This is a genomic window from Streptomyces cupreus (assembly GCF_014257025.1).
In the GTDB taxonomy this organism is placed as follows: domain Bacteria; phylum Actinomycetota; class Actinomycetes; order Streptomycetales; family Streptomycetaceae; genus Streptomyces; species Streptomyces cupreus.
The window spans coordinates 1-25,394 of sequence record NZ_JACMSF010000064.1 but is presented as its reverse complement, the minus strand read 5'-3'; the positions used below and the strand labels follow the sequence as shown (position 1 = coordinate 25,394).

The following is a 25,394-nucleotide window of genomic DNA, read 5'->3' as shown; positions in this document are numbered from 1 at the left end:
ATGGCGGGGGCGGCCCCTGTCAGGAGACGATCTTCACGATGAAGCCGTCGTTCATCCCGTCGATGATGCGGTTCTTGGCATAGAAGCTGGTGAGGATGTTGCCGCCGGCCCCGTTGTCATCCTCCGGGATCGGTTTCACGGAAAAGTTGAACTTCTTGGCGTCCTCATCGAAGTCGTGCTCGGCTGCCCCCTCGTAGGTGGTGGCGAAGGGGTACTCGTCGCACTCGCGGGTGCTTCCGTGGCTGTAGTTGGCGCCCCAGTACCGCTTGCACTGCTTGACCGCTGCTTTCCGGTTGGCGTCCCTACGGTCCTTATTCACCGTCCGGTGCAGCGGATCGCTCGCCATCTGGCCCAGCACCTTCTTCGCCGACATGTACGGCTTGGTGTCCTCCGGCTTCGTGAAGGCCGTCTTGATGTGCTGTGCGACCGCACGTTCCTCCGCGCCTGGCTTCGCGCTGTACGTCATCGTCGGCACGTAGCTGAAGGTCGCCGCGCCTTTCCTGTCCGGGTTACCGCCGCCGGTTGAGTTGGCCAGGTAGCTCGCGGCATCCCACCGAGGGGCCAGCATGAACAGCTTGCCGCCCTGGGCACCGCTCAGCGTCCAGCCCGCCGGCGGCGTGTAACTGATGGCCGGCTCGTACACCGCGAAGATCAGGTCCGTGGAACCGCTGCTGCCCTGACCGGGCTTGGCGTTCACCGTCTGCGTAAAGGTACGCAGCGCCTTCAGTTCGGCGAACGTCTTCGTCCCGGGCATGTTCCCGCCCCGCGTATAGCGCACCCCGGACGGCCAACTCTGCGGGATGTTCCCCTTCGTCGTGATCGGCATCGCCGCGGCCCCAGTCGTGCCGGTCGTGGCGAAGTCGGTGAAGTAGTACTGGAAGTTGATGGTTCGGCTGTTCTTGGCGATCGTCCCGACTACGCGGACATTGAACATGCTCTGGCCGACCGGCTGATTGTTGCGGACCCAGGTCTGCAGGAACGAAGCCCCGTTGCACACGGCGAACCGGGACTTGACGAAGAACTTCTTGTCGCTGCCCAGCCCCTTCTCGCACTCCTCGAACGTCATAGTCCGCGCAGGCTCCGGAGCTGTGGCCCGCGCGCCCATAGAGGAACGGGCACCTTCGGTTTGGGTAACCGGCGCCGAACCGGATGCTTGCCGCGACAGCGGCGCGTACGAGCCAGCAGGACCCACCGTCTCCTGAGCCAGCCGCGCCCCCGGTTCCGCCTGGTGCGCGAGCTCGCGCAAACGTTCCGTGCCTCGACCGCTCTGCAACTCCGCCAGGGTCGGCTTCGCCGCGCCCACTAGCAGCACGTACGACTCGATGCGGAGATCCGCGGAGTCGTCCGCGCTCGCCAAGGAGGGTGCCGCCGCAGACAGGACGGCGATCGCCGTCCCTGTGGTCAACATCCGTCTGCCTATGCGGCACAGCCGCGCTTCGTGCATCGTGGTACCCCCGAACTCATGTGGTGCCGGACCTCACGTCCGAGCACCTGGTCAAGGGCAACACTCATAGAATTGAAGTTCGAAATCACGGACTGGGTACCGGACTTGGCGTGATCGCAACGACACCTTGGCCGGGATCACCACACCATCGGCCGGCAGCAGCTCTGTGAACGCCGACGTTCCTGTCGCACCGTGAGGCGAGTTCTATCCGAGTTGCCGGCTGCATCGCCCGATGGGGTTCCGCCCTGTGCCACGGAGCCGGGTGTGAGTCGATGCACGGCCTCAGGAGGCAGTCGCCACAAACAGCGCCACCCAACCTTCTCTGGGAACGTGCATGTCAACGGAGAGCCACCATGCACATCTTGGAGCAAACGCTGCCCGAGCTCAGCCACACCGTGTCGCATGCACCGGTCGACCGTGACGAGGCCTCGGCGCTCCAGTACTTCTTTGCGACCAACGGCCGCTGGAGTCCGTAAGATCACCGCTGGCCCTGGTTGAACGTCGCCCACCTCATGAGACAGCACCGCGACAGACTTTCGCAGCCACTCATGACCTAGATCACGCCATGTTGACTCCCTCCGCGTTGCGCCTGCAACGCGTGATGCGAGAGAGTGTTCGACGCGCTGTGAGCCATGCGTGACCCACGATGACGCAGTGGCGACCAGGCGATCGCAGTGCACAACACGCTTACGGGGGTGGGTGGATGAAGTTCGACATGGGGTCGACGACCCTGGCGGATCTGGGGAAGAGCACCGGGGGCTCGGTTCAGGATCTGGGTACGCTGATCAGCTGGCTGGTCCAGGCGGCGGAGCCGTTGGAGGGGAAGTTCAACGGCGCAGGCAAGGCGGCGTTCGACACCTTCAAGCTGCACGCCGACGAGATCACGAACGCACTGAACAGTTCGCTCGACGCGATCCTGGGCGGCCAGGCCGGCATGGACACCGCGTTCGGCACCGGTGACACGGAGCTGGAGGACAACGCCCATCAGAACATGGGCGTTGCCAACTTCGACGCGGCACGCTTCGGCGCGCGGTAGACGCATCCGGTGTCCTTCGCTCTCAACTGTCAAGTTTTCAAGGGGGAACACGACCATGGGGCAGAACCTCGACCGCCGTTCGTACGACACCGGTGCCTCGGCCGAAGTGCAGATGAGCCTGCAGGGCATCATCGGCCAGCTGGAGCGCGTGCTCACGGACCGCGACAACGCGGTGAAGGCCGCAATGGCCGACTTCACCGCGGACGGCGTCGCCGACGAGTACCACGGCAAGGAACTGCGCTGGAACCGCGCGGCCGGTGAGGTCCGCGAGATCATCCGACTGGTCCGCTCGACGATGGAGAACAACGACGGGACCGCGCAGTCGACGCTGGCCAAGGCGAAGGCGGCCGTCGACAACATCGGCTGACGTCGGACGGTTCTGAAACGGGGGTCGGCGCATGCCGAAGTGGGACATATCGCCGTCCGGGGTCGGACACGTCGTCTCGAACGTCGGGGACGTGATGACGGTCCTGGACGACATCGTCAAGGCGTACTCGCAGGACATGGAGGGCGCGGCCACGGCGGCCGGGACGCTCGCTCCGGGCGGGGCGAGCGGAGAGCACAAGGGTCAGACCGGGCTGGTGGCCGCAGCCCTCGCGGAGTTCCTCACGGGCACAGCGCAGGAGTTGCAGTTCATAGGCGTGCGTATCGGCAAGTCGGTCAACGGCGCCGTGGACGCGACCGTGGCCTACCAGTCGGGTGACCTGGAGATGGCGGCCGAGGCGCAGCACCGGGCGTCCGGGCTGGTCCGGCCCGATATGCCGTTCGGGTGGAAGGCGGGTCGTCTGTGATCCAGCCGGAGTCGATCCCGCTGTTCACCGGTGACCTGGGTGAACTCGGTCGGCACATCGACGCGTTGCGCGTCGAGGGGGACGGGATCCGTCGGGCCGGCGGGGAGGCGCATCGCCAGTTCCAGGGCCTGTCGGCCTTCTACGAGGCGCCGGAGGCGGAGGAACTGTTTGCCTCGACGGCCCCGGTGCGGGACACCGCCGACGCGTACGCGGACAAGGTCGCGACCGTGGTGGAGGCCCTGTCGGCGTATGCGGTCGAGGTCGGGCCGATCGCCAAGCGACTCGAAGCCCTGCAGCGGCAGGCGGTCGGCTTCGTGGCCGGCCTGAAGGCCGACACCGGGGAGTTCGACGAGAACTGGACCGATGACGGGGACAAGGTCGCCGAGCATCAGTCCCTGCTGCACGACATCAACGTCGCCCAGGAGCAGTTCTACGTCGCCGAGATCGCCTGCCACAACAAGATCACGGCACTGGTCGGCGGCACGCAGTACGTCCTGGGCACCGGGGCCAAGCAGTTCATACCGCGCGGTGCCGAGTTGTACGGCTACAGCGCCGAGGTGCTGGACCAGGCGGAGAAGCTGCCCTGGGGGACGCCGGTCACGCAGGACCACGACTGGTGGGACCCGAACGATCTCGGCTATTACGTCAAGAACTACGTCTGGGACGGGTTCGTCGTCGACGGCGTCTGGGGCACCGTCGACGGCCTCGCGACACTCGCCGGTTTCCATGGCTCGGACGCGGCCGCGCAGTCCTGGGAAGGCCTCGTCCGCGCAGTGGTCGGCGCGGAGACCTACCTCATGGAGTCCGGCGGGCAGCAGCCCACCGGTGTCTTCGCGTCCGACTTCGCGCAGGAGAGCAAGGTCTACGCCAAGGAGTTCGCCAAGGGCTTCGTCGCCTGGGACCAGTGGCAGGAGAACCCGGCCCGCGCGGCGGGGATGGTCACCTTCAACGTCCTCACGCTGGGCGCGGGCCCGCTGAAGGCGGCGTCGGCGGGGAGGGCGGGTACGGCGGCGAAGGTCGTCAATACGGTCGGGAAGGTCGGCGAGGTCATCGACCCGGTGGGCGCGGCGGTCAAGGTGACGGGGCATGCCATCCCGAAGATCGCCGAGGTCGCCGCGGGGCTGCGCGGCTTGGACGACATCCCCGACCTGAGCGCTCCGCACAGCGTGCTGGAACTCTCCGATGGTTCCAAGCTCGTCATCGAGGACGGCAGGTTCATCGCCTACAACAAGCATGGCGACCTCGTGGGCGAGGCGCCAAGGCAGGAACGATCCCCCGCTGAGGGGACCGCACCGGCGCGGGAGCGGGAGCTCGCCGGGGCCGGCGGGGCGTCGCGTACGTCAGGGGAAGCATCCGGCGGAGCCGGAACCTCGTATGCCACCGGATCTGAGGCATCCGGCTCGGCTGGTTCCGGCGGTGTCGGTGGCAGCCATGCCGGTATCGGCTCCGGCGGCAGCGGCCTGGACGGCGTAAGTGGCCCGGACAGTGGAATCCCCGGTCAGCACTCGGAGGTTCCGCGACCGAGCCACATGCGTGACGGAGTCAATCCTTACGGACCGCGCGGAACGCTCACACGGGAGCAGATCGAGGAGATCCAGGTCTACCGGGCCAACCACGAGCCCGGGTATCGCGAGCACTACTACCGCAAGGACGGCACTCGCAAGCTCCTGGAGCGCTACGACGAGAGCGGGTACACGCCGCCGCAGCTCACGCGACTGTCGGACAACGGTCCATGGATTCGTGCCAAGGACGTTCCCGAGCCGCCCAAGCCGCACTTCCTCGACGCCGACTACATCCGCGTGGGCGCGGACACTGTGACAAGCGCGGACAGGCTCCAAGTTCTGCAAGATGCGGCGTGGGAGCGCCATGCCGCCGTCCAATACGACAACCTCGTCGCGGACTGGAAGGCGCAGACGGGCGCTGCCCACGAGCTTCACGGCACCGTCGACACGGCCGCGCAGTGGGGGGAGGCCAAGGGGGCCTACAAGGAATCGCATACCGCGATGGGGGACGCTACCGAGGCGTTTGGCGAGAAAGCGGCTGAGTACCACTACATTGCCGAGAACTACCCAGACTTCGAGAAACAGCCGCTGCTGGGGCCAAAGAACGGTAACGACCAGTTCGACCAGGTATGGAAGCATGAAGACGGCCGAATTGTCGTCATCGAGGCCAAGAGCAGTCCCGGTACCGAACTTGGTAGACGCACACTTCCGAATGGTCGGCAAGTCTCCCAGGGAAGCAGAGAGTACTTCTTCGACATCATGGAGGCCATGAAGAAACGGGGCGAGTTCGGCCTCGTGCGGGATCTCCAGACAGCGCTCAAAGAAGGAAAACTGGAATACACCGTCGTCAAGGGTGAGAAAAACGCCGGTTCGTACACTGGCTACCAGTACCGACGGTTCGACATCAGCAAGGGGACTCTGCCATGACCGTACAAATTGCCCGGCATGGACTGTCGGCCGGACCGGAGGCCGAGCAGTTTGCCGAGCGTCTAGGCGAGCACCTGGCCTGGGAAATCGGCGGTCTCGAGGAGTCGACGGCCGTGATCGACTCGACTTTCGGCACCGCGGTCATGATGTTGCGTGCCCGCTGTGTCATCGACCCGCGAGCAGCGGCAGTGGAGACGTGGGAGGCTGCTGTCAATGCGATGCAGGTCGGCTCGGCTTTGTTCGCCGTGACGGCTGTGCGTGAGGGGACCATCGAGTGCCGCATTGACCATAAAGTGCGCACCCTCCCCACCGTCGGCCCCCTCTCCACAGCCGACGCCGGTAACTGGCTCACCGCCTTCTGGCTGGCGGTCATCTGCCGCGAGCCGCAGCGCATGAATCAGCTCTGCGAGATCCCGCTGGAGCGGCTGCGGTCGCCGGAGGGGCAGTACGACGAGTACATCTACCACTGGGTGGACACGCTCCAGACGTACTGGCTGCGGCGGCCCGGGCTAGTGGAGAAGCTCACCACCACGCTGCGGATGTCGCACCCCGACGTGGCCCGTATCGCACCCCGCGACCTGCTCGACGGCGTGCTCTATCCGCCGATCCACCTCTTCTCCCGCTTGATCGCGAACGACTGGGAAGGCTTCGCCTCGGGCATGGTCGAGGCGTTGAAGTTGCACCGGGCGTACTGGACCCTTAACGAGGAACGGGCCGCGAACATCGACGGCAGCATCGCCCTGGGCCCGCTGGCGATGGCCTGCTGGGCCTATGACGGGCAGGTCGCCCTCGGGGTGGAATCTGACTACCTCCCCAAGCACCTCGTCGAGCACAGCTGGCTGGGTGAGTTCCCGACATGACGGCCCAGGACTACGACAACCAACTCCTGGAGTCGGTGTCCGTACGCCGCCGCCGTCTCCGCGACGCCCTCCTCTTCGGTGCCCAGCGCCAGCGCCGGTCCCTGGACGAGCGGGTGGGGAAAGTCTTCGCCGGCGTCGTGATCGCGGCCGTCGTGTGTGCCGGATGTGTGGGGTGGTCCTTCGTGTCGCACCGGGTCATCGGGAAGAGCCCGTACGGGGCCTCCGTGACGGCGCCCTCGGGGCAGTCCTCCTCCACCACTCCCTCCCCGTCTGCTACTTCTTCTCGGTGATAGGTTCGAACGCGTGATATCCACGGGGTCCTTGAGTCGTTCGGCGACCGGTAGTCGTACGGCGCTCAGCCGGGTGACCCTGGTCGGTGAGCGGCGTCGGGTGGACCTCGTACTGCCATCGCGGGTGCCTGTCGGCGTGCTGCTGCCGGAGGTCATGCGGCTGCTCGACGACCGGGTCGGGGACCGGCCCGAGTTGCGGCATCTGGTCACCCCGGACGGGTCCGCGCTCGCCCACGACAGCACTCTGGAGGCTGCCGGTGTGGCCGACGGGGCCGTGTTGCGGCTCGTGCGGGTCGAGGACGCGCCATCCGCGCCCGTCGTGCACGACGTCACCGACGAGGTCGCCGACGATCTCGACCTGCGGGCCTGGCGGTGGCGGCCTGCGGTACGGCGCGCTGTCGCCGGATGCGCCACCGTTCTCTGGGCCCTGGCCGCCGGCTTGCTGGCCCGGAGCCACTTCGATCTCTCCGCCGTCGGTGCGGGGCTGCTCGCCGTGGCCTTCGGCTGTGCCGCCGTCGGCGTCCTGTGCGGACGGGCCCGGCGGCACGCCCTCGCCGCCACCCTGCTGAGCACGGCCGCCGTCCTGGCCGTCCTCGGCATCTGGACCTGTGCCGACGCCTACGGCTGGTCGAGTGCCGTGCGGCTGGCGGGTGTTGCGGGAGTGATCACCGTCGCGCTGGCGCTGGCCGGGTGGTTCACGCCGTTGGGGCGTGGGGCGCTGACCGGTGCCGCGGCCGTTGTCGGCTGCGTCGCGGTGTGGGAGGCGGCCCTCTGGCTTCAGGGCGGGGCCGCGACCGCCACCGGGCAGGCCCAGGCCGGTGCGCTGCTCGCCGTGGTGTCCCTCGTGGTCCTCGGCGTGCTGCCGCGACTCGCCCTGATGGCGTCGGGCCTGACCGGGCTGGACGACCGACGTACCGGCGGGGTGTCGGTGAGCCGGTACCAGGTGGGCACCGCACTCGCGGCCACCCACCGTGGGCTGGTGCTGGCGACCGTCGTCCTCGCCACCTCCGCGGGCGCGGCCGGGATTCTCGTGCTGCGCGTGGTGTCGGTGTGGGCGGTGTCCCTGGGCGTCGTCGTGATGGTGGTGCTCGCGCTGCGGGCACGGGCGTTCCCGCTCACCGCCGAGGTTGTGGTGCTGCTCGTCGCGGCGGCGCTGGTGGCGGTGCGGCTCGTCACCCTGTGGGGTGAGCGTTCCGCGGCAGCGGGTCCTGTCGCCGCGCTCGGCGTCCTGGCCGTCGTACCGCTGGTGGTGCTGGCCGTGGAGCCGGCCGAGCATGTGCGGGTGCGGCTGCGGCGCGCCGGGGACCTGGTGGAGTCGGTGGCCGTGATCGCCCTGTTCCCGCTGGTGATCGGCGTGTTCGGGGTGTACGGGCGGCTGCTCGGCACCTTCGCCTAGGGCACGGTGGCGGACATGGCAGAGGGCGGAGACTGGCAGCGGGACGTGCTGCGGGAACTGGCCGACGGCGCCCCGGACCCGGTCGGCCCTGCCGCGCCCTCGCCGTCGCCGGCCCAGGCCGCTCCCGAACCGCCCCAGCCCTCACCCTCACCCCCGGCCCCCCGCCGGACACCTGACCCGCGTGTCCCCGTCCCGGTCCCCGAGTCCCTCCCCACCGTCGACCCCCGGCTCGCCCTCGCCCTGGGCAGCCCGCAGCACGGCGACTCGGTCGCGCGCCGCGCCGGGTCATCGCTGCGCAGACTCACCGCCTCCGCCACCCGGGAAGTCACCGAACAGACCCGCCTCGCCCAGGAGTTGCAGCAGCCGGTCACCACCGGCCGGGTCATCGCCGTCACCTCGATCCGCGGCGGCGTCGGCAAGTCCACGGTCGCCGCGCTGCTCGGCCGCACCTTCAACCACTACCGGCACGACCCGGTGCTCACCCTGGAGGCCGACGCGGCGCTCGGGACGCTCCCGGTGCGCATGGGCGCGGACACGGTGCGCTGGTCGTGCGCCGACCTCGCCCGGATCCTCACCCCCTCCATGCAACTCACCGATGTCACCGGCTACTTGGTGCCAGTGACCGACGGCGGCTGGCTGCTGCCCGCGGGCCAGGGGCGGGTGGGCGCCCCGCTGGACGTCCCCACCTACCGGACCGTGACGCTCGCGCTGCGACGGTACTTCGCAGTGACGGTGGTGGACTGCGAGACGCTGCCCGGCGAGGTGGCACGTACGGCGATGGACACCGCGCACGCGCGGGTGATCGTCGCCCCGATGACCGCCGAGGGGATCCACGGCACCCGGCAGGTGCTCGACTGGCTGGCCCGGCTGCCGCACTCCGCCCTGGCGACCACGGTGGTCGCGCTCAGCGCCAACACCCCTGACGTCACCCTCGATGAGAAGACCGCCGTGGCGCACCTGCGCGAACCGGGCGTGCTCGTCGTCCCGCTGCCCTACGACCGTCACCTCGCCCAAGGAGGCCCCATCCACACCGCCATGCTGGGCCGGAGCACCCAGGACGCGGCCGTCCGTCTCGCGGCCGAGGTGATGCAGCGGGCGGTGAGGGTCAGGTGACGCAGCGCGTGGTCCACCGGCCCGCCCGCAGCACCCGACCGCTCGCGCCCGCCGAGTCCCGGACCGTCGAGGCACCGCCCAACCTGCCGGAGGGACGGGTCGGCAACGCGGCCACCGCACTCCTGCCCATGGCCGGAATCGTCAGCTCCGTCGTCCTCATGACCGTCATCCGCAACAGCCAGTTCGCCGCGATCGGCGCCCTCGTCCTGGTCGTCGCGCTGCTCGGCGCCGTCGCCCTGTTCCTCTCCCAGCGCGGCAAGGCCCAGCGCACCCGGCGCGTGCAGCGTGAACGCTATCTGGAGTACCTGGAGGAGCTGCGCGAGGAACTCGGCAACGCCGAGCGGGAGCGGCGTGAGCAGTCCCGGCTGCTCAACCCGCCGCCCGAGGCCCTGTACGACCTCGTCCGCGATCCCGCGCGGCTGTGGGAACGGCGCCGTACGGACGCCGACTTCCTGCGGGTGCGGGCCGGCACGGGTGATGTCCCCGCGCAGGAACTCACGATCGCCAACAACAGCGCCGGGGGCGTCCTCACGCCCCCCGACCCCTTCATGCTGAACGAGGCCCGCGCCCTCCGGAACCGCTTCGGCACAGCCACGGACTTCCCGCTGACCGTGCCCCTGGACCGGGCCGGGAACGTCAGCATCGTCGGCGACCGGGAGGGCGTCCTGCGAGTCGCCCGGGCGCTGCTGCTGCAAGCCGCGGTGACGCATGCCCCGGACGATGTCGCCTTCGCCCTCGGCAGCCCTCACGAAGCGGACTGGGCCTGGGCCAAGTGGCTGCCCCACATCCTTGATTCACAGACGTACGACGGCCCGGTCGCCGCCCGGCGCATCGCCCACGACCTTGCCGAGCTGGCCCGCCTGTGCGCCGCTGACCTGCGCCGGCGCGCGGCCTACGCGGCCGAGGTGCGCCGTGGTCTGGCGGGCCGTAACCACGATGCCCTGCGTCTGACGTCCCGCATGCTCGTCATCAGCGACACCCACGGGACCAACGCCACCGAACTGCCGCTGCCGGACTCGGCCGTAGCCATGCCCGACATGGGCGTCACCGTGCTGCACCTGCTGGAGCGGCAGGTGCACGAACCCGACCAGGTGAACGTGCGCATCACGGTCGACGGCGACCGGATCGTCGTGGACGACCTGCGCCGGGCAGCCGCCGCGGAGGGCACCGTCGACCAGGTGAGCGCCCCTGGTGCCGAGGGCATAGCCCGCATGCTGGCCCCGCTGCGGCTGTCCGCGGAGTCATCGGCCGAGGGCACACCGGTGTCCGGGCCCGTCGACTTCCCCGCACTGCTCGGCATCGAGGACCCGGCCCGCCTCGATCTCCACAGGCTGTGGGCGCCGCGCGGGGAACGTGACTTCCTGCGCGTGCCCATCGGCCTGACCGAACGGCACGAACCGGTGCTCCTGGACCTGAAGGAGTCCTCACAGCTCGGCATGGGCCCGCACGGGCTGTGCGTGGGCGCCACCGGCTCCGGCAAGAGCGAACTGCTGCGCACCCTAGTGCTCGCCCTCGCCGCCACCCACTCCCCCGAAGACCTCGCCCTCGTCCTGGTCGACTACAAGGGCGGCGCCACCTTCGCCCCCTTCGCCGAACTCCCGCACGTGGCCGGGATGATCACCAACCTGGAGAACCAGGCAGGCCTCGTCGAGCGCGTCCACTCCAGCCTGGCCGGGGAGGTCAAGCGCCGCCAGCAGGTCCTGAAGGACGCCGGGAACGTCGCCGACATCGGCCACTACGCCCTCCTGCGCGCCACCGAGCGCCCCGACCTGGAGCCCCTCCCGCACCTGTTCGTCGTCATCGACGAGTTCGGCGAACTCATCACCGCCAAGCCGGACTTCATCGACCTGTTCCTGTCCATCGGCCGCATCGGCCGCTCCATCGGCGTGCACCTGCTGCTGTCCAGCCAGCGCATCGAGGGCGGCAAACTCAAGGGCCTGGACACCTACCTGTCGTACCGCCTCGGCCTGCGCACCTTCTCCGCCGACGAGTCCCGCACCGTCCTGGACACCATCGACGCCTTCCACCTGCCGCCGCTGCCCGGCTTCGGGTTCCTCAAGGTCGACACGTCAACGTACGAGCGCTTCAAGGCCGGTTACGTCTCGGGCGCCCACCACGGACCGGCCGTTCACAAGCGGGGCGACGAGCCGCTTGCCCGGCCTTATCCGGCGTACACCCGGCAACACACCGAGGTCGTAGAGGAGCCGGTCACCGCCCCACGGGAGACAGGGCCGAGCGTCCTGTCCGTCATGGTCGGCCAACTCGCCACCGCCGCACCCCCGGTACGCCGGATCTGGCTGCCCCCGCTGCCCGCCGCCGTGACCCTGGACGCGGCAGCGGGCCCGCTCGCGGCCGACGGGGACGGACTGCGCCTCGTGCACACGGGCGGCCCCATGCGCATCCCCCTCGGCACCCTCGACGACCCGGCCCGGCAGTGGCAGCAGCCCTGGCTGCTGGACCTCACCGTCGCCGGTGGCCATATCGCCGTGATCGGCGGCCCGCAGTCCGGCAAGACCACCCTGTTGCGCACCCTCGCCCTGTCCCTGGCCCTCACCCACACGCCGTACGACGTCGCCGTGTACGGCCTGGACCTGGCCGGCGGCGGTCTGACCGCGCTGGCCGGCCTGCCGCACGTCGGCGGCATCGCCGGGCGCGCCGACCATGGGCGGGCCGCCCGCACGGTCGCCGAGGTCCGCGCCATGCTGACGGCGCGCGAGGAGCTGTTCCGCACACACGGCATCGACTCCGCCGATCAGCTGCGCCACCTGCGCGGACAGGGACGGCTGCCCGAGCTGGGCGCCACCGACGTCGTGCTGCTCGTCGACGGATTCGGCGCCCTGCGCGACGAGTTCGCCGACCTCGACGACCCGGTCGCCGACCTGCTCAAGCGCGGTGGCGGGTACGGCATCCATGTCGTCGCGGGCATGCTGCGCTGGAACGATGTCCGCATCGCCACCCAGTCGATGTTCGGCACCCGCATCGAGCTGCGCCTCAACGACCCCGCCGACTCCTCCATCGACCGCAAACTGTCCGAGACGCTCACCCCCGACAACCCCGGCCGAGCCCTCACCGACGGCAAACTGTTCGCGCAGGCCGCACTGCCCCGTATCGACAACCGCCCGGCCACCGGCGACCTGGGCCCGGCCCTCGAAGGCGCCGCCCGCACCATCCGCGCCTCCTGGCATGGCGAACTCGCCCCACCCGTCCGGGTCCTGCCCACCCGCCTTCCCGCCGCCAAGCTGCCCACCCCGGCCGCCGAACCGGCCAAGATCCCTCTCGGCGTCGACCAGGACGCCCTCGCCCCGGTCCTGCTCGACCTGTTCGACACCGACCAGCACCTGCTGATCCTCGGCGACAACGAATGCGGCAAGACCAACCTGCTGAAGCTGATCACCACCCAGCTCATCGAGCGATACGGCGACAAGGAACTCGTCTTCGGCGTCTACGACCCACGCCGCGGCCTGCGCGGCACGGTGCCCGAGCCCTACCGCGGCGGCTACGCCCACAACGCCAAGCTCGCCGCGGCCCTGTCCACCGGCATCGCCACCGAACTGGAAAAGCGCCTGCCGGAGACGGCCGACCCCGACGCGCCGCTGAGCACTGAGCCCGCCTTCACCGGGCCGCGGATCGTCATCCTGGTCGACGACTACGACATCCTGACCGCAGCCGGCCAGCAGCCGCTCGCGCCCTTCCTGCCGTACCTCTCCTCCGCCCGGGACATCGGCCTGCACTTCGTCATCGCCCGCCGCACCGCCGGAACCTCCCGCGCCCTGTACGAACCGCTGCTGACCGCCCTGCGCGAAACCGGCACCGCCGCCCTCGTCATGACGGGAGAGCGCACCGAGGGCCAGCTCTTCCCCGGCCTGTACGCCTCCCAGCAGCCACCCGGCCGGGGCACGCTCGTCCGCCGCGGCCGCCCCCACCAGCTCATCCAGACCGCCGTAGCAGACGAAGAGAGCCCGTGACCAAGGACGTCATCGCCCTCACCCCCAAGATGCCGGACCTGCCCACCCTGCTGGCAGGCCTGTACGCCGGCGGCCCCGACCTCGGCGTGCACACCACCGCAGACGGCGCCGTCGTCCAGCTCTGCGCCCCCGACGGCCGCCCCTTGGTCTCGGTGGAGGCGCCCATCCTGGTCCAGGTCCCGGGTGAGACGGCCCGTCTGCTGGGTTACGCGGTCGAGGAAGGGCCGGTGTGGTGGACGGAGGCCCGCGCCTCCACCGCCGTGGCCGAGGCCGGACGGCTGGCCGGCTCATTCGCCGGGCGGCTGGCGACCGTGCTGGGCGGCACGGTCTGGCCGCCGGAGGCCGCCACGACGGATGTCGTCCCCCTCACGACCGACGTCTCGGCGATTCCGGTCCCCGCCACGGCGGCCCCGGCCGTGGACGTCCTCACCGCCACCACGGCCGTGGTCATCCAGGACCGCCCCCTGGTCGCCATGACCAGCTGGCTGTCGGATGCCCTGCGCGTGGCCGCCGAGAGCGACCGAGCCCTGCACATCGTCACGCCACCCACGTCCCGCCTGACCCTGCCCACCCGCACCGCCCTGCGCGGGGCGCCCAACCGCTGGGTCGTCCAAGACCCCGAACACGGCTACTACGACGGCCTGTCCGGTGCCGTACTCCACTGGAAGAACGGCACCTTCACCCCCGTACGCGACGAGGACGGCACCGCCTCCGTGGCCGAGGCGTTCAAACCGGCCACCCAGACCGGTGAACGCCAACTACTCCTCACGCTGCGCACCCGACACCCCGCAGATGCGGACCTCGTCCTCGGCCGCGCCCTGGAGGCCGCCTTCCGACACCTGACCGGCACCCCGCCCGCCGGCTGGAGCACCGCCGAACCGGTCAACCTCCCCTGGTCGACCAGCCAGTTGACCGACCTCGCCCGGGCCCGCGCACCCCGCCCCAGCTGGCTGATCGCCATCGGCCACCCCGACCGGCCCGCTCTCGCCACCATGCGCGTGCTCCGCACGACGGCGGGCATCGAAGAAGACATCACCCTCGCGCTCGGCTACGGCGGCAACGAAACACCGCCCCTGCAAGCCATTGAGACTCTCGCGGCCGAACTCGACGCGAAACACGGTCTCGTCACCCTGCTCACGTCGCTCCGCACCGCCCGCCGCGACCTCACCGTCCCCGCCCAACTCGAACCCCCACCGATCCCGGTGTCCTTCACGCTCGGCCACGACGAGGCGAGGCGCATAGGCCCGCCTCACGCCGAGCGCCCGCCCCTCGGCCCCACCCCCACCCGTCTCGGCCCTCCGGCCGAACCAGCCTTCCATTACCCCCTGGGCGATGGAACCGAACCGCATGCCTGGGCCACCTTCCAGCGCCTCACTCAACACCTCAAGCAGCAGGCGTAGCCGCCAGAGCATGCCGTGCGCCAGGCGGACACCACCGGCGACATCGGGTGGCTGGCGTTGGCCGACTCCACGGACCGTTCTTAGAGACTGATCGGGAGTGAGTCCTGGTACCAGGACCCGTGCTCAGCCGAACGCCCCGAACGGTGTTGGGCGTTCTGGTCGACCGCGTTCGCGCCGCAGCCGGGCGGCACGGATCGTGTCCGTGGTCCGGGGATGCGGGGGCGGATTCCCTCACGCCCTCGGGCGCCCGGTCGGGCCTGGACGGTCCGATGCCCCGCACGATCGCTCCGGTCGTGTGGGGGCGGTGCCGTCCGTCGCCGGATCGGGTGCCCGAGGGCGCGCATGCGCCAGGCTCCGCTGCCGCCCCAACGCGGTTGAGTCACCGCTGTGTTGCCTCACCGGCGTTGTGATGTGTGTGACGTTTGGTTCCCGCCCTGCGCTTGAACTTGCGGGTACCGAGTCCGGCAAATGGTTGGCGTGTACATGCTGACCGGAAATCGCCTTCATCGGTATGGATCTTCCCGCCTACAGTCCTGATCTTGTGCGGAATCGCACACCTGATCGATTCAGGGCTATGGGGAAGGACACGGCACTTCGTGTACTCATCCACGTATCGCAGGACGCCAAGACACAGACGACGCAACCTGCTCGCAGCAACCGCCGCGCTACTGCTCATCACTGAGGTGGGAATCGCGGCTGGCGCACAAGCCTCCGCAGCACCCGCTCCCGAACCCGCCGGCGACGCCGCCTCGCAGCCCACGAAGGCGGACATCCTCCAGGACGACATGGCGTGGGCTGCCGCGCACGCCAAGGGCTCCAAGGCGTGGGCGATTCTGGAAGCGAAGAAGACGGGCAAGAAGGTCGTCGCACCTGACGAGACGACAGCCACGTCCTACACCGTCGCCAACCCTGACGGGACGCTGACGACCGAGCTGACGCCAGGACCGGAGCGCGTGTGGCGCGGCGGTAAGTGGCACAAGGTCGACGCCGCCCTGACCACCTCCGCCGACGGGACCGTGAGGGCCAAGGAACACCCGAACGGGCTGCGGCTGGCCGGCAAGGGTGGCACCGCCCCGCGCTCGCTGGCGGCCGCGCAGAACGCCGCTCCGCGGGATCTGGTGACGCTCGGCAGCGGGGAGGAGGCCGTGACCCTCCAGTGGAAGGGCGGCCTGCCCGCACCGGAGCTGGACGGGACAACGGCCCGCTACCGCGAGGCCGTTCCCGGTGCCGACGTCATCGTGGAAGCGACCCGCACCGGTTTCGAGCAGTTCGTGGAGATCAACCAGCGCCCCTCCGGCGCCTACTCCTACACCCTGCCCGTCAGGGCCAAGGGGCTGAAGGCCAAGGCGAACGAGGACGGGTCGGTCACCTTCACCGACGCCGAGACAGGGCGACGGCGGGCCACAATGCCAGCCCCCGTGATGTGGGACGCCTCCGTGGACCAGCAGTCCGGGGAGCACACCCGCAAGGCCCGCGTGGCTATGAAGGTGGTGAACAAGGGCACCGGCCGCATCGACCTGGTGGTCACGCCCAGCACCGAGTTCCTCTCCGACCCTGCTACGCGGTACCCGGTCACGGTCGACCCGTCGACCTCAGCACTCGCGTCGACGTTCGACACCTACGTGCAGCGCGGTGAGACCGTGGACCTGTCCACGGACACCGAGCTCGACTTCGGCAATCCCGGCACCACCAACGCCGACGGGACCACGCGGGTAGCCCGGTCCTTCATCCACTGGAACACCACACCGATCCAGGACGCGCTGATCATCGACACGAACCTGGCGCTGTGGAACTTCCACTCCGGCAACACCGACTGTACGGCGCAGTCGTGGACCATCTGGGACACCACCGCGGCATCCACCTCCTCAAGGTGGACGAATCAGCCCACGTGGAACCAGCAGTACCACTCCTCCACCCAGACACGCGGCAACCCCAGCTGCACCGGCACGCAGCCCGACGGGTGGATCAACGCCGATGTCGATGCCCTCGTTCAGACCTGGGCGTCGGCGCAGGCGACCCGCGGCTTCATGGGCCTGCGTGCGGCCACCGACGACACCCGTGCCTGGAAGCGCGTCAACTCCGGTAACAACACGGCCAACCAGCCGAAGCTGAGCGTGACCTACAACTACCGTCCCTCGGACGGCAGTGCCCGCCAGGCCGGGACGCCTTTCAAGTCGTACGCCGGGGTGTGGGCGGTGGACACCACCACACCTACTCTGCGTGACACCTTCACGGACGCCGACGGAGACACCGTCAACGGCACCTTCCAGGTCTACGACGCCGCCACCAACACCCCCATCACCACACCCCTGGGCGAGGGCCTGCTCGTCTCCGACTTCGGCGAACAGGGCAAGCCGGTCAGTGTGGTCGTGCCGGCCGGGCAGCTTCAGGACGGCAAGACCTACAAGTTCCGCACCAACGCCTACGACGGCACCCACTACAACCTCAACTGGTCGCCGTGGACCGAGTTCGTCGTCGACACCACGGCACCCGGCGAACCGTCACCGGTGACCTCCAGCCAGTACCCCGAGGGCGGCTACGGCGGCGGGGCCGGACAGGCGGGAACCTGGACGGCCACCACGGCCGATGACGCCAACCGCCTTCAGTACCGGGTGGACGGCGAAGACCCCGACCCCGAGGCGGGCGTCCCCGGCAGCGGAACCTGGACCACGGTCAACACCACGTCGACCACCACCGGCACCTCTGCCTCCTTCACCACGACGCCCACGTCCGACGGCGCCCACCACGTGGACACCCGGGCCGTCGACCGCGCGGACAATGTTGGCACCACCAGCGAATACGGCTTCATCGCCGGAACCGCCCCGGCGCCGCGGAGCCACAAGGTCGACATCACCCTGAACGCGCCGGCGACGACCGCGGCGGACCCTGCCGACTGGAACAACCCCTACCCGGCATTCGGGTGGAACGGCTGGAACACGGTGACCAGTTCCGGGAAGACGACCGTGGACGCGCCCCCGCTCCTGTCTCCGAAGAAGAGGGTCACCAAAGCCGGTGACGTCACACTGACCATGACCCCCCAGAAGCAGCGCTCACCGCAGGCGGCCAAGGCGCTCAAGGAGTACCGGAAGCAGCAGGAGTCGCAGACGGACACGACGCCTTTCGCTGCCAGCTCCTACACGGGCCCTGTCCTCGACACGTCCTGGTGTGATCCGACGAAGATCGACCAGAAGTCCTTCATCCGCCGCACCGAGGCCTGCCTGCTGTTCACCTGGGGTGCGGAGGGCACGACGCCGCAGGGCGTCTACCGCCAGTACTGGGACGTCATGTGGCAGGTGAAGCTCGACCCCAAGAGCGACACGATCAAGACCTTCCTGCAGATGTACCCGCTGATGCCCACCGTGCAGGAAATGTGGCCGTCCTCGCCCAAGGCCATGGCGTTCAACGTGATCACCGGTTGCGGCAGCACCGGCTGCACCAACGGCATGGGCTTCGACTGGGAAACCGGGCGGACACCCTCGTGGTCGTCCGGTCTCGATCAGCACATCGCCCAGGGCACGGCCGACTTCACCTGGGACGGAAGCGTCACGAACGCCGCCGGCCTCAAGGACAAGGACCTGTCCAAGGTACTCACCCTGCTGGTCGGGGCGTCCTTCAGCACCGACACCCCCAACATGGTCGTCACCCAGGACAAGGTGTCCTCCGGTCCGTTCGAGATCCGCTGCGACAAGGTGTACGGCACCGGCGGCTGCGTCGTGCCCTCCTACAGCCCCGGCTACTCGATGAACTCCAAGAAGTTCCCGGCGGCCGCGGCGCATACCTGGCTGATCCAGAACCGGCTGGCCCCCGAGTACTTCGGCCAGACACCCGTGACTCCGCTGCACTACATGCCCAACAAGACCCGCAACGCGGCGGGTGCGGGCGGCACGGGCCGCAGCGAAAACTCGAACCGCTACCGGATCTGCTACGGCGCAGCGGCAAACCGCATGGTGTACCGCAATGACACGGCACTCCATCCGGAGCTCTCCAGTTCCAACAAGGACCGACGCTCCTGCGACGAATACTCGTTCAACGCGACGTACGAGTCGGCCGGCATGCCCACCAGCGAGGGAGGCCTGAACCCCAAGCCCGTCTCGGACGCCCTTCAGGGACGGGAGTGCGTGCAGACCTATGAGAAGAAGCTGCCCGACGGCACCTACCGGCTCTACGACGATGAGCGCTACGCGGCCCCGACCTGGGACGAAACCTGCGGCCGGTCCTCGATGTCACTCAACGTCAACTCCCAGTCGATGGCACGGTTCGGGTCGTTCGCGTCCACGTTCCGGCTGCTCGACAAGGACACGTACTGGGTGGACATCGACGGATTCCAGGACTGTGATGCCACAGCTGACGTGATCGTGTGCGCTCAGCGCCCGTGATGTCCTGACCTTCCGCAGGCCGGCCCCGGACCCCGCCACGGGTCCGGGGCCGGTCTGTCGGGCACACCATGCAAGGTCAGTTCGTCACGGGACGCCAGCCGTCCTGCTCGTACATCGGATCCGGGTCGAACCAGGTCAGCCCGTCACCCGTGGGCGACATGTAGGGGCACATCCCGAGGACGCGATCGGGTCGTCCTTCGGCCAGGGCAGCGGCACCCTCTTCCAGCCAGTCGGCCAGACCGATCCGTAGCGACGTCGGCTCCTGCGCATCCGCCCAGATACCCAGCAGCCCCGTGGCCAGGTCGAGGTACATGCCCTCCAGCATCGTGTACTTCGCGCTCGCGGTGACCGGCACGCAAGAAGCGGTCTCCTGACCGTCCAACGCCGACAACGGCCCACCGTGCGCGGTGATCACGTGCTCCAGCGGGAGCCATGCCTGGCCATTGGGCATGAAGTCAACCGCGTTCGCCTTGCGGTGCCACGCATCCTCCTCACCCTCCGGGGCAAACGGCTGCTCGCCGAACTCGTCCAGGTCCGCCCCGTGCACGCCGTCATGCATCAAGTAGAGCGCCCTCAGCTCCGGCGGCAGGACACATCCAAGGACACGCTCGGTCTGCGCGATCTGCTCAAATGTGGCGGGCGCACGCAGCAAACCGTGAGACTGCGGCGCGTACTTCTGAAGCCACCCCTCAATGCGCCGCCACGCCGCCTCGACTCGAACCTGCTCACTCATGCGATGCCGTCCCTTCTGCCCCTCGGAAGCGTTGAGCGACCCAGTCCTACCCATCCGCCCCGTCGTACGAGGGATCACATGCGACTGCGACAGCCGTGCGCGGCACAGGGTCGGTCGGAGGTGCGGCAGTAGGTGTCCAATCGCATGGCAGCGAGGGACGAACCTCGACCCGGTCCGCCGTCGGATTCGGGTCCGGTGCATGCCGCGTTTCGGCATTGAGAGCCTCTGTCGCGGCGTACCCGGCCACGCTCATCACAAGAGCCACCGCGACAAACACCTGCATCGCCCGGCTCACCGACATCCTCCAGTCTCACAACCGGCCGGGCCGTCCAACCCCTCGGCCCAACTCCTCTGCCACAGCGACCCTATCGCCTCGATCGGAACGCATACCAAGGGGATCTCGCACCGTCCGGAAACGCGCGGGTGGGCCAACCCGGTCTATCGCACGGAGGTCATGAACGGGTACAAAAACGCCCCCGGATACAGCCCGGCGGCTGGCCCAGTTCGGCTGCACCTTGACGAGACGCTCTCCAGGAACCGGCACCCCCGCCCCACTACGACGTCGGCAAGACCGTCAAACGCCCCGCAACCATCACCGAACGTGACCAGCGAGGTTAAGGAACATGCTCAGTTCGCTGGAGGTGTGGGTACTGGCCGGCCTCCCAGTCGCCAGAGACCCGCCGCCCGCCCTGTCGGGCGGGCGGCGGAAGGGGCGAGCGGAAGGCGCTACGAGACCCGGATATTGACCAAGGCGCGGGCTTCGGTGTGTCTTGCGTCCCCCGCGTAGTGGACGCCGTAGCCCACCCAGCCCGCGGTGTCTGCAATGTCGGTGAACTTGAAGGTTCCGTCGTCCGCCACCGAGTGGCTGCCGAGCGACACGCCCTGCTCCGGGTGCGCGTCGTCGTATCGGGTCACGTCGACCTCGGTGCCGGCCGGGAACGGCGCGGACGCGCTCAGCGTCCCGGAGACGGTGACCTTCTTGCCCTGCCGGACGGACTCGGGGGCCTGCAGCGTGAGGGTGGACTCAACCCTCTGGTCCAGGACGCGCAGCGTCAACGTCGACAGGCCGTAGGTCTTGGTGAGGGCGAAGAGCCGGCTGCCGTCCGGTGCCCAGGCCAGGCCCGCTTCCTGGAGCGTGGTGGTGTCGGTGGACGTGGACGGGAAGTCGTAGTTCTTGAGTTGCGTGTCGACGCTCGGCTGGAACAGGTAGACGTCCGGGTCGTACGGGGCGTAGAGGCCGGCCGCAAGCGTGCTGCCGTCGGGTGTGATGGCTACGGCGTTGGGATAGGCGCCGGTGGTGTACCGGTTGCTCGGCGACAGGTCCGAGGTCGAGTAGGACTGGTGGTAGTAGGGTGCTCCGCTGGCCACCACAACGTCCTTGCCGTCGGGTGTGACGGCGAGGTCCGCCACGCTGCCCCCTGAGATCGAGGTGTGCGCGGTCTGCCGCTCATCGCCCGTGCTCACGTCGTACACCGCGAGCACGGGCGGGCTTACGCTCGCGTCGCCCGCCACCAGCAGCCCCGGGTTGCCGGGGGACGAAGCGAGGATCGGTGCGGAGGCGAAGGTGCGCCCGCCGCCGCTGGGGGCGTGGATCACAGGGTCGGGGCCGGAGAGGTCGACGTAGCCGATGCCGCCCCAGGGCTCCCCTCCGTAGCCGAACCAGACCTTGCCGCCGGCGATGGCCGGGTACTGGGGCGCGGTGCCGGCGCCGGTGGAGTAGCGGGCGGTCTCCTGGAGCGTCGCGGTGTCAATCGCGGAGATCGCGTCGGCGGTGCGCAGCGCGACGTAGAGGGTCCCGGAGTCCGCCGAGAGCGCGAGGCCGGATGCGCCTGGCTCGCCGTCGATCTGCTTGACCACCGTCCCGTCGTAGCCAGTCACCACGACACTGCCGCTGGCCGGGTCGCTGATGAAGACGTGCCGGTGGACGCCGTCCACCACGATGTCCTCGTGTGAGGAGATGGGGAGTTGGGTGCTGCTGTCGGCTGCGGATGCGGAGGGTCCGAAGCCTAGGAGGGAGATACCGAGGGCGGCCGAGACCGCCGCTCTTCCGGTGAACTTGCGTATGTGCACGCGGGTTCCTTCCGCCTGTGAAGACTCTGCCGGTGGACCCGGCAGAGGGCACGACGAGCAGCGCGGACCAGAGATCCGCGCCTGATCGGCCCGTCATGATCCGCACCTTAAGGCCCCCCTCTGACAACCGAGTTCAGTGAGCTTCTTCAGCGTTGCCGCTCAAGGGTGAGGATGGCTTTGGCGATTGGCGTCATGCGGTTTGGGCTGCATCGGGATCTGCGGAAGATCCGCCAGGCCTTCAGGTGTGCGACACCGCGTTCGACGGGTGCTCGTGCCGCGGCCAGGGCCCATTTGAGGTCTTCTCGGTGAGGGTGAGTTCCTGCAGGAGTCTGCGTTTGATGCCCATGGTCACCCAGGGGCCGCCGCCCTGGTAGGCGAGATCGGCCAGGATGGGGACGCCCAGGCGCTTGCAGATACGGATGATCCGGTGGATGTGCGCCGCGGTCAGGTCGTGAGCTCGGCCCGGCAGCGCGGGTGAGAGCCACAGCAGCCGGCCGTCCGGATCGGTGACCACCTGCACGTTCACCCCGCGCCCGCGGTGCTTGTGGGAATAGTCGGCCCGTCCGTCTCCGACCCGGTCGCACTCGGCGAGGGTGCCGTCCAGCAGGACGAAGTCCGCATCGGCCTGGCGCGGGACCTTCAGCAGACCTGGCGCGCGTTCGGCGAGCCGACGGATGACTGCGCTGGTGTAGGCGTGGGCGGTGGATTCGCTGATCCCGAACCCGGCAGCGATCTTCGCCAGGGTGGTGTGTTCGCGCAGGTAAACCAGTGCCACCATCGCGCGTTGAGACGGGCGGAGCTTGCAGGTCGAGTGCGGCAGGATAGATGACCAACGAGGCCCCCGAGCAGCGTGGTCGAGACGTCAGACATCTCGATCAACAGCTCGGGGACCTCGCTCGTTGCGCTTCGCGGACCATCACCTGATCGGTGGCCAGCTCGAAGAAGCTCATTGGTCGACCATTTGGCAAAACCTCCCGCCGACCACACCTCGATTACCTGGCCCAAGGTCACGAGACGAGCCACTAGCTGTGCTGTCCGAGGACGGTGGTCGCAGTGAGGTTCAGGCGAGCGCCCATGTCGAGGTTGGCCTCCCCTTAATTGCGGACATGGGACCAGAACAGTGGGGTCAGGCCGCGGTGGTCGGCGGGTGTGAGGAGGTCGGCCCACTGCGGTTCGCCCAGGACGCCTTGGGCATCAGGGTGTTCACGTACACCAGGGCGGACTGGAGGATCCGCAGGCACAGGACGAACATCTCCTGCTCGTCGCGCCGGTTCGGGGCGATCTCCCCGCCCTTGCCGTACGCGATCACGGAGTTGGCGCCGTTGGAAGACTCCATCGCGTTCAGGCCCTCATCGATCTCCCGCTGGAGGTCGCGCAGCCGCAGGTAGCGGGCCACAAAGCTGCTCTTTGGGGCGCGGCCGACCTCCAGCATCGCCGCGTCGGTGGGGCGGGAGGCGTTTCGGGTGAAGCGGCGAAGGATCGCCTGGGTCGACGCGGTCCGCGTACGGATCGCGGTCGCATGCCTGATCATTTGGTCGTACTGCTAAGCGATCAGTTCCCAGCGGAGGTGACTGGCTTCCGCAGCGGGTCGGTGTACGGACTTTGGGGCAGCCTGTCGCTCGTCTTCAGGGGCGTGTGCCTGGGTGACAGGGTCGGCCGGCCGGCCTTCGGTAGTCCGGTCGAGTCGGCCCACCGACTCCGCCACTTCGATGAGTCCGGTGAGCGGGCCATCGCAAGGCTGCGCGAGCGCTCCGCTCCCCTGGCCTCCGTGAGGCAGCGCAGCTGGGCGACCGGCCAGATGAAGCCAGTCCGCCAGAGGCTGGCATGAGGGCGATGGCCATCAGCGCGCTGGGAGGGCGCGTGCCCTCCGGAGCCTGATCCAGACGCTGGTGTGGCTTCATGCCCACCCTCAATGCGGTGCGCTCTCACCGCAAAAGTCCGGCTCTCGGGGCTGTTTTGGACACGGCGCCGCCAAGTTCTTCAATTCCTTTCAGCGCCCGCCCGAGAACACCGACCCCTGACATCCACTCTCCATCAACCAAAGGGACGCAGGACGGGAAGTCCTGTGCCCACCTGTTCCGACCACCTGAGAGGCAAGACTCCTAGATCACATAAAGTGCAGGTCAGCGCCTACTGCAGGCTACTAAGAGACGACTAAAGCCGTACAAGATGACCACTCACACTGACTCAGACAGCAGCGTCGTCATCGGCATCAATTAAGTGCTGCACAGCAACTCGGACAGCGTGCCGCACCGCACCCTTTTTCTTGTCTTGCTCTTTTCTTGTCGGCCGTGTGGCTACCTCAAGGCGCCGATTCTTCCGATCGCGAAGGGAGACGCCTGACATGGCTCACGCACAGCGAGGCGACGACCCGCACTGGGATCGGGGCGCGCATCAGTCGCTGCCGTTGGACACCGCCCGACAGAGCTTCGCCTGGCTGGTGAGCGGGCCGGAGCCGCTGTCCCTGGACGGCCGTCCGTTTCCTGGCCTGCCCAACCGCACGATCCCTCTGGACAAGTTGCGGGACCGGATGCTGCGCCGCCAGTGCCCGCCCCGTACGCGCGATGCGGTCTGGGCGCACTTGGTACGGCTTTCGCGCGAGGAGGGTGCCACCTGGACCCTGGCCTGCACCGGGATGGCGCTGCCCGCGCTGGCCGGTGTCGCGCGCTGGCTGGCCGCCCGCTACCCGCCCAGGCCGCCCATGACTACACCACGGTGCTACACACCCACATGCGCAACACCGCTTCGCCCGAACAGAGTCCCGCCAAGCGCGAATATCGCTACGCCTTCATGGAGGCGGCACGGAACGCGTTGGAGAGCGGCCGCCCCAAGATCAGACGCTGACCCCTGGGGCGTTTGGGACTCCCACCATGATCGCGCTCATCACGGAACTGCGGACAGAGCCCGGAAGACGGCTCTGTCCGCAGTTCCGTGAACCCGTTCAGAAGGACCGGAAGATCCCCTCGAGATCATCGTGAGCCCATGCCGCAAACTCCTCGAAGCCCAGGTTCCCGATGCTCAGGTTCGCGTGGACCTCGTGGAGTCTTGCGGGGATGACGCGGAAATCACGACCGAACTCGGTCAGTTGTTCGTAGTCCTCTTCGTCCACGCATTCCTCCCGTGTCAGCGTGGTGACCGCCAGCAGCGGGTGGCTCTTGGCCTGCATGGTTGTACGGTCGGCAAGAAAGACGACGGCCAGACTGTCGTCGCCGCGGACTGCCGTCAGCACCTCGTCAACGGTCGCCCCTGACCAGGCCGGATCGTCGATGAAGTGGACGTCTGCCTCGTACTGTCTGTCTCCCCAGGGCTCCGTCAGCGCCGCCGCCACGTCCTGCCACGCCCGGTCGTCGAGGTAGTCGGTTCTGACGACCAGGGCATCGAACTCATCACGGCCGGTGACGGCGGGCAACGCTCTCATGCATCCTTCTCCTCGGTGACGATCGGTGAGCCTTGCCCGACTGTCTCATGGGCCGTTTCCGAGGATGCGGGTC

At 68.7% G+C, this 25,394-nt stretch carries 17 protein-coding genes and 2 pseudogenes; 12 read left to right on the top strand and 7 right to left on the bottom strand.

Going from position 1 to position 25,394, the window contains the following annotated elements:
- Window positions 1–19 precede the first annotated feature (19 nt).
- Window positions 20–1,444 carry a NucA/NucB deoxyribonuclease domain-containing protein gene (locus H4N64_RS44600; protein ID WP_222109836.1) on the bottom strand — a complete coding sequence of 475 codons (1,425 nt, stop codon included), beginning with the start codon at window positions 1,442–1,444 and terminating at the stop codon, window positions 20–22.
- Between the two features lie 353 nt (window positions 1,445–1,797).
- On the opposite strand from H4N64_RS44600, the gene H4N64_RS45900 reads away from it, so the two are divergent.
- The 11 genes from H4N64_RS45900 to H4N64_RS36890 all read left to right on the top strand — a co-directional run bounded on the left by H4N64_RS45900 (window position 1,798) and on the right by H4N64_RS36890 (window position 14,724).
- The gene (locus H4N64_RS45900; RefSeq protein ID WP_260860198.1) at window positions 1,798–1,920 is read left to right on the top strand and encodes a hypothetical protein; all 123 of its coding nucleotides are present in this window, start codon (window positions 1,798–1,800) and stop codon (window positions 1,918–1,920) included.
- 227 nt (window positions 1,921–2,147) lie between these two features.
- Window positions 2,148–2,480, top strand: a complete 333-nt coding sequence (locus H4N64_RS36935) for a hypothetical protein (RefSeq protein WP_186286969.1) — start codon at window positions 2,148–2,150, stop codon at window positions 2,478–2,480.
- A 55-nt stretch (window positions 2,481–2,535) separates the two neighbouring features.
- On the top strand, window positions 2,536–2,847 hold the full coding sequence (locus H4N64_RS36930; RefSeq protein ID WP_186286968.1) for a pore-forming ESAT-6 family protein: 312 nt from the start codon (window positions 2,536–2,538) through the stop codon (window positions 2,845–2,847).
- A gap of 31 nt (window positions 2,848–2,878) precedes the next feature.
- Window positions 2,879–3,271 carry a DUF6507 family protein gene (locus H4N64_RS36925; protein WP_222109835.1) on the top strand — a complete coding sequence of 131 codons (393 nt, stop codon included), beginning with the start codon at window positions 2,879–2,881 and terminating at the stop codon, window positions 3,269–3,271.
- Entirely contained in the window at window positions 3,268–5,700 is a 2,433-nt protein-coding gene (locus H4N64_RS36920; RefSeq protein ID WP_186286967.1) for a hypothetical protein, read from the top strand. Before H4N64_RS36925 ends, H4N64_RS36920 begins: the two co-directional genes overlap by 4 nt.
- The gene (locus H4N64_RS36915; protein WP_186286966.1) at window positions 5,697–6,560 is read left to right on the top strand and encodes an immunity 49 family protein; all 864 of its coding nucleotides are present in this window, start codon (window positions 5,697–5,699) and stop codon (window positions 6,558–6,560) included. The genes H4N64_RS36920 and H4N64_RS36915 overlap by 4 nt, the downstream gene beginning before the upstream one ends.
- On the top strand, window positions 6,557–6,850 hold the full coding sequence (locus tag H4N64_RS36910) for a hypothetical protein (protein WP_186286965.1): 294 nt from the start codon (window positions 6,557–6,559) through the stop codon (window positions 6,848–6,850). The genes H4N64_RS36915 and H4N64_RS36910 overlap by 4 nt, the downstream gene beginning before the upstream one ends.
- 31 nt (window positions 6,851–6,881) lie before the next feature.
- The gene (eccD, locus tag H4N64_RS36905) at window positions 6,882–8,246 is read left to right on the top strand and encodes a type VII secretion integral membrane protein EccD (RefSeq protein WP_186286964.1); all 1,365 of its coding nucleotides are present in this window, start codon (window positions 6,882–6,884) and stop codon (window positions 8,244–8,246) included.
- A 15-nt stretch (window positions 8,247–8,261) separates the two neighbouring features.
- Window positions 8,262–9,359 carry a CpaE/TadZ family protein gene (locus H4N64_RS36900; RefSeq protein WP_186286963.1) on the top strand — a complete coding sequence of 366 codons (1,098 nt, stop codon included), beginning with the start codon at window positions 8,262–8,264 and terminating at the stop codon, window positions 9,357–9,359.
- Window positions 9,356–13,324: a type VII secretion protein EccCb gene (eccCb, locus tag H4N64_RS36895; protein WP_186286962.1), complete on the top strand. Its 3,969-nt coding sequence runs from the start codon at window positions 9,356–9,358 to the stop codon at window positions 13,322–13,324. Before H4N64_RS36900 ends, eccCb begins: the two co-directional genes overlap by 4 nt.
- Window positions 13,321–14,724: a DUF6177 family protein gene (locus H4N64_RS36890; RefSeq protein WP_186286961.1), complete on the top strand. Its 1,404-nt coding sequence runs from the start codon at window positions 13,321–13,323 to the stop codon at window positions 14,722–14,724. Before eccCb ends, H4N64_RS36890 begins: the two co-directional genes overlap by 4 nt.
- An 80-nt stretch (window positions 14,725–14,804) precedes the next feature.
- Here H4N64_RS36890 and H4N64_RS45895 read toward each other — a convergent pair.
- A pseudogene (locus H4N64_RS45895) lies at window positions 14,805–15,065 on the bottom strand (IS200/IS605 family accessory protein TnpB-related protein); the annotation flags it as partial.
- A gap of 342 nt (window positions 15,066–15,407) precedes the next feature.
- On the opposite strand from H4N64_RS45895, the gene H4N64_RS36885 reads away from it, so the two are divergent.
- Entirely contained in the window at window positions 15,408–19,100 is a 3,693-nt protein-coding gene (locus H4N64_RS36885) for a DNRLRE domain-containing protein (protein WP_336246908.1), read from the top strand.
- A 76-nt stretch (window positions 19,101–19,176) separates the two neighbouring features.
- Here the strand turns inward: H4N64_RS36885 and H4N64_RS36880 are convergent, their stop codons facing one another.
- The 5 genes and pseudogenes from H4N64_RS36880 to H4N64_RS36860 all read right to left on the bottom strand — a co-directional run bounded on the left by H4N64_RS36880 (window position 19,177) and on the right by H4N64_RS36860 (window position 25,321).
- Entirely contained in the window at window positions 19,177–19,833 is a 657-nt protein-coding gene (locus H4N64_RS36880) for an SMI1/KNR4 family protein (RefSeq protein ID WP_186286960.1), read from the bottom strand.
- Window positions 19,834–20,559: 726 nt separating this feature from the next.
- Window positions 20,560–21,903, bottom strand: coding sequence for a YncE family protein (locus H4N64_RS36875; protein WP_186286959.1), 1,344 nt, complete (start codon window positions 21,901–21,903; stop codon window positions 20,560–20,562).
- 146 nt (window positions 21,904–22,049) lie between these two features.
- A pseudogene (locus tag H4N64_RS36870) lies at window positions 22,050–22,708 on the bottom strand (transposase); the annotation flags it as partial.
- A gap of 321 nt (window positions 22,709–23,029) precedes the next feature.
- Window positions 23,030–23,434 carry a Tn3 family transposase gene (locus H4N64_RS36865; RefSeq protein ID WP_222109834.1) on the bottom strand — a complete coding sequence of 135 codons (405 nt, stop codon included), beginning with the start codon at window positions 23,432–23,434 and terminating at the stop codon, window positions 23,030–23,032.
- Between the two features lie 1,410 nt (window positions 23,435–24,844).
- Window positions 24,845–25,321 carry a DUF6924 domain-containing protein gene (locus tag H4N64_RS36860; protein ID WP_186286958.1) on the bottom strand — a complete coding sequence of 159 codons (477 nt, stop codon included), beginning with the start codon at window positions 25,319–25,321 and terminating at the stop codon, window positions 24,845–24,847.
- Window positions 25,322–25,394: the final 73 nt, after the last annotated feature.

What these genes read in the sequence shown, in the direction of transcription:
- H4N64_RS44600 (WP_222109836.1), bottom strand. Translation starts at nt 1,444, where the DNA reads ATGCACGAAGCGCGGCTGTGCCGCATAGGCAGACGGATGTTGACCACA.
- H4N64_RS45900 (WP_260860198.1), top strand. Translation starts at nt 1,798, where the DNA reads ATGCACATCTTGGAGCAAACGCTGCCCGAGCTCAGCCACACCGTGTCG.
- H4N64_RS36935 (WP_186286969.1), top strand. Translation starts at nt 2,148, where the DNA reads ATGAAGTTCGACATGGGGTCGACGACCCTGGCGGATCTGGGGAAGAGC.
- H4N64_RS36930 (WP_186286968.1), top strand. Translation starts at nt 2,536, where the DNA reads ATGGGGCAGAACCTCGACCGCCGTTCGTACGACACCGGTGCCTCGGCC.
- H4N64_RS36925 (WP_222109835.1), top strand. Translation starts at nt 2,879, where the DNA reads ATGCCGAAGTGGGACATATCGCCGTCCGGGGTCGGACACGTCGTCTCG.
- H4N64_RS36915 (WP_186286966.1), top strand. Translation starts at nt 5,697, where the DNA reads ATGACCGTACAAATTGCCCGGCATGGACTGTCGGCCGGACCGGAGGCC.
- H4N64_RS36910 (WP_186286965.1), top strand. Translation starts at nt 6,557, where the DNA reads ATGACGGCCCAGGACTACGACAACCAACTCCTGGAGTCGGTGTCCGTA.
- H4N64_RS36900 (WP_186286963.1), top strand. Translation starts at nt 8,262, where the DNA reads ATGGCAGAGGGCGGAGACTGGCAGCGGGACGTGCTGCGGGAACTGGCC.
- H4N64_RS36880 (WP_186286960.1), bottom strand. Translation starts at nt 19,833, where the DNA reads ATGAGTGAGCAGGTTCGAGTCGAGGCGGCGTGGCGGCGCATTGAGGGG.
- H4N64_RS36865 (WP_222109834.1), bottom strand. Translation starts at nt 23,434, where the DNA reads ATGATCAGGCATGCGACCGCGATCCGTACGCGGACCGCGTCGACCCAG.
- H4N64_RS36860 (WP_186286958.1), bottom strand. Translation starts at nt 25,321, where the DNA reads ATGAGAGCGTTGCCCGCCGTCACCGGCCGTGATGAGTTCGATGCCCTG.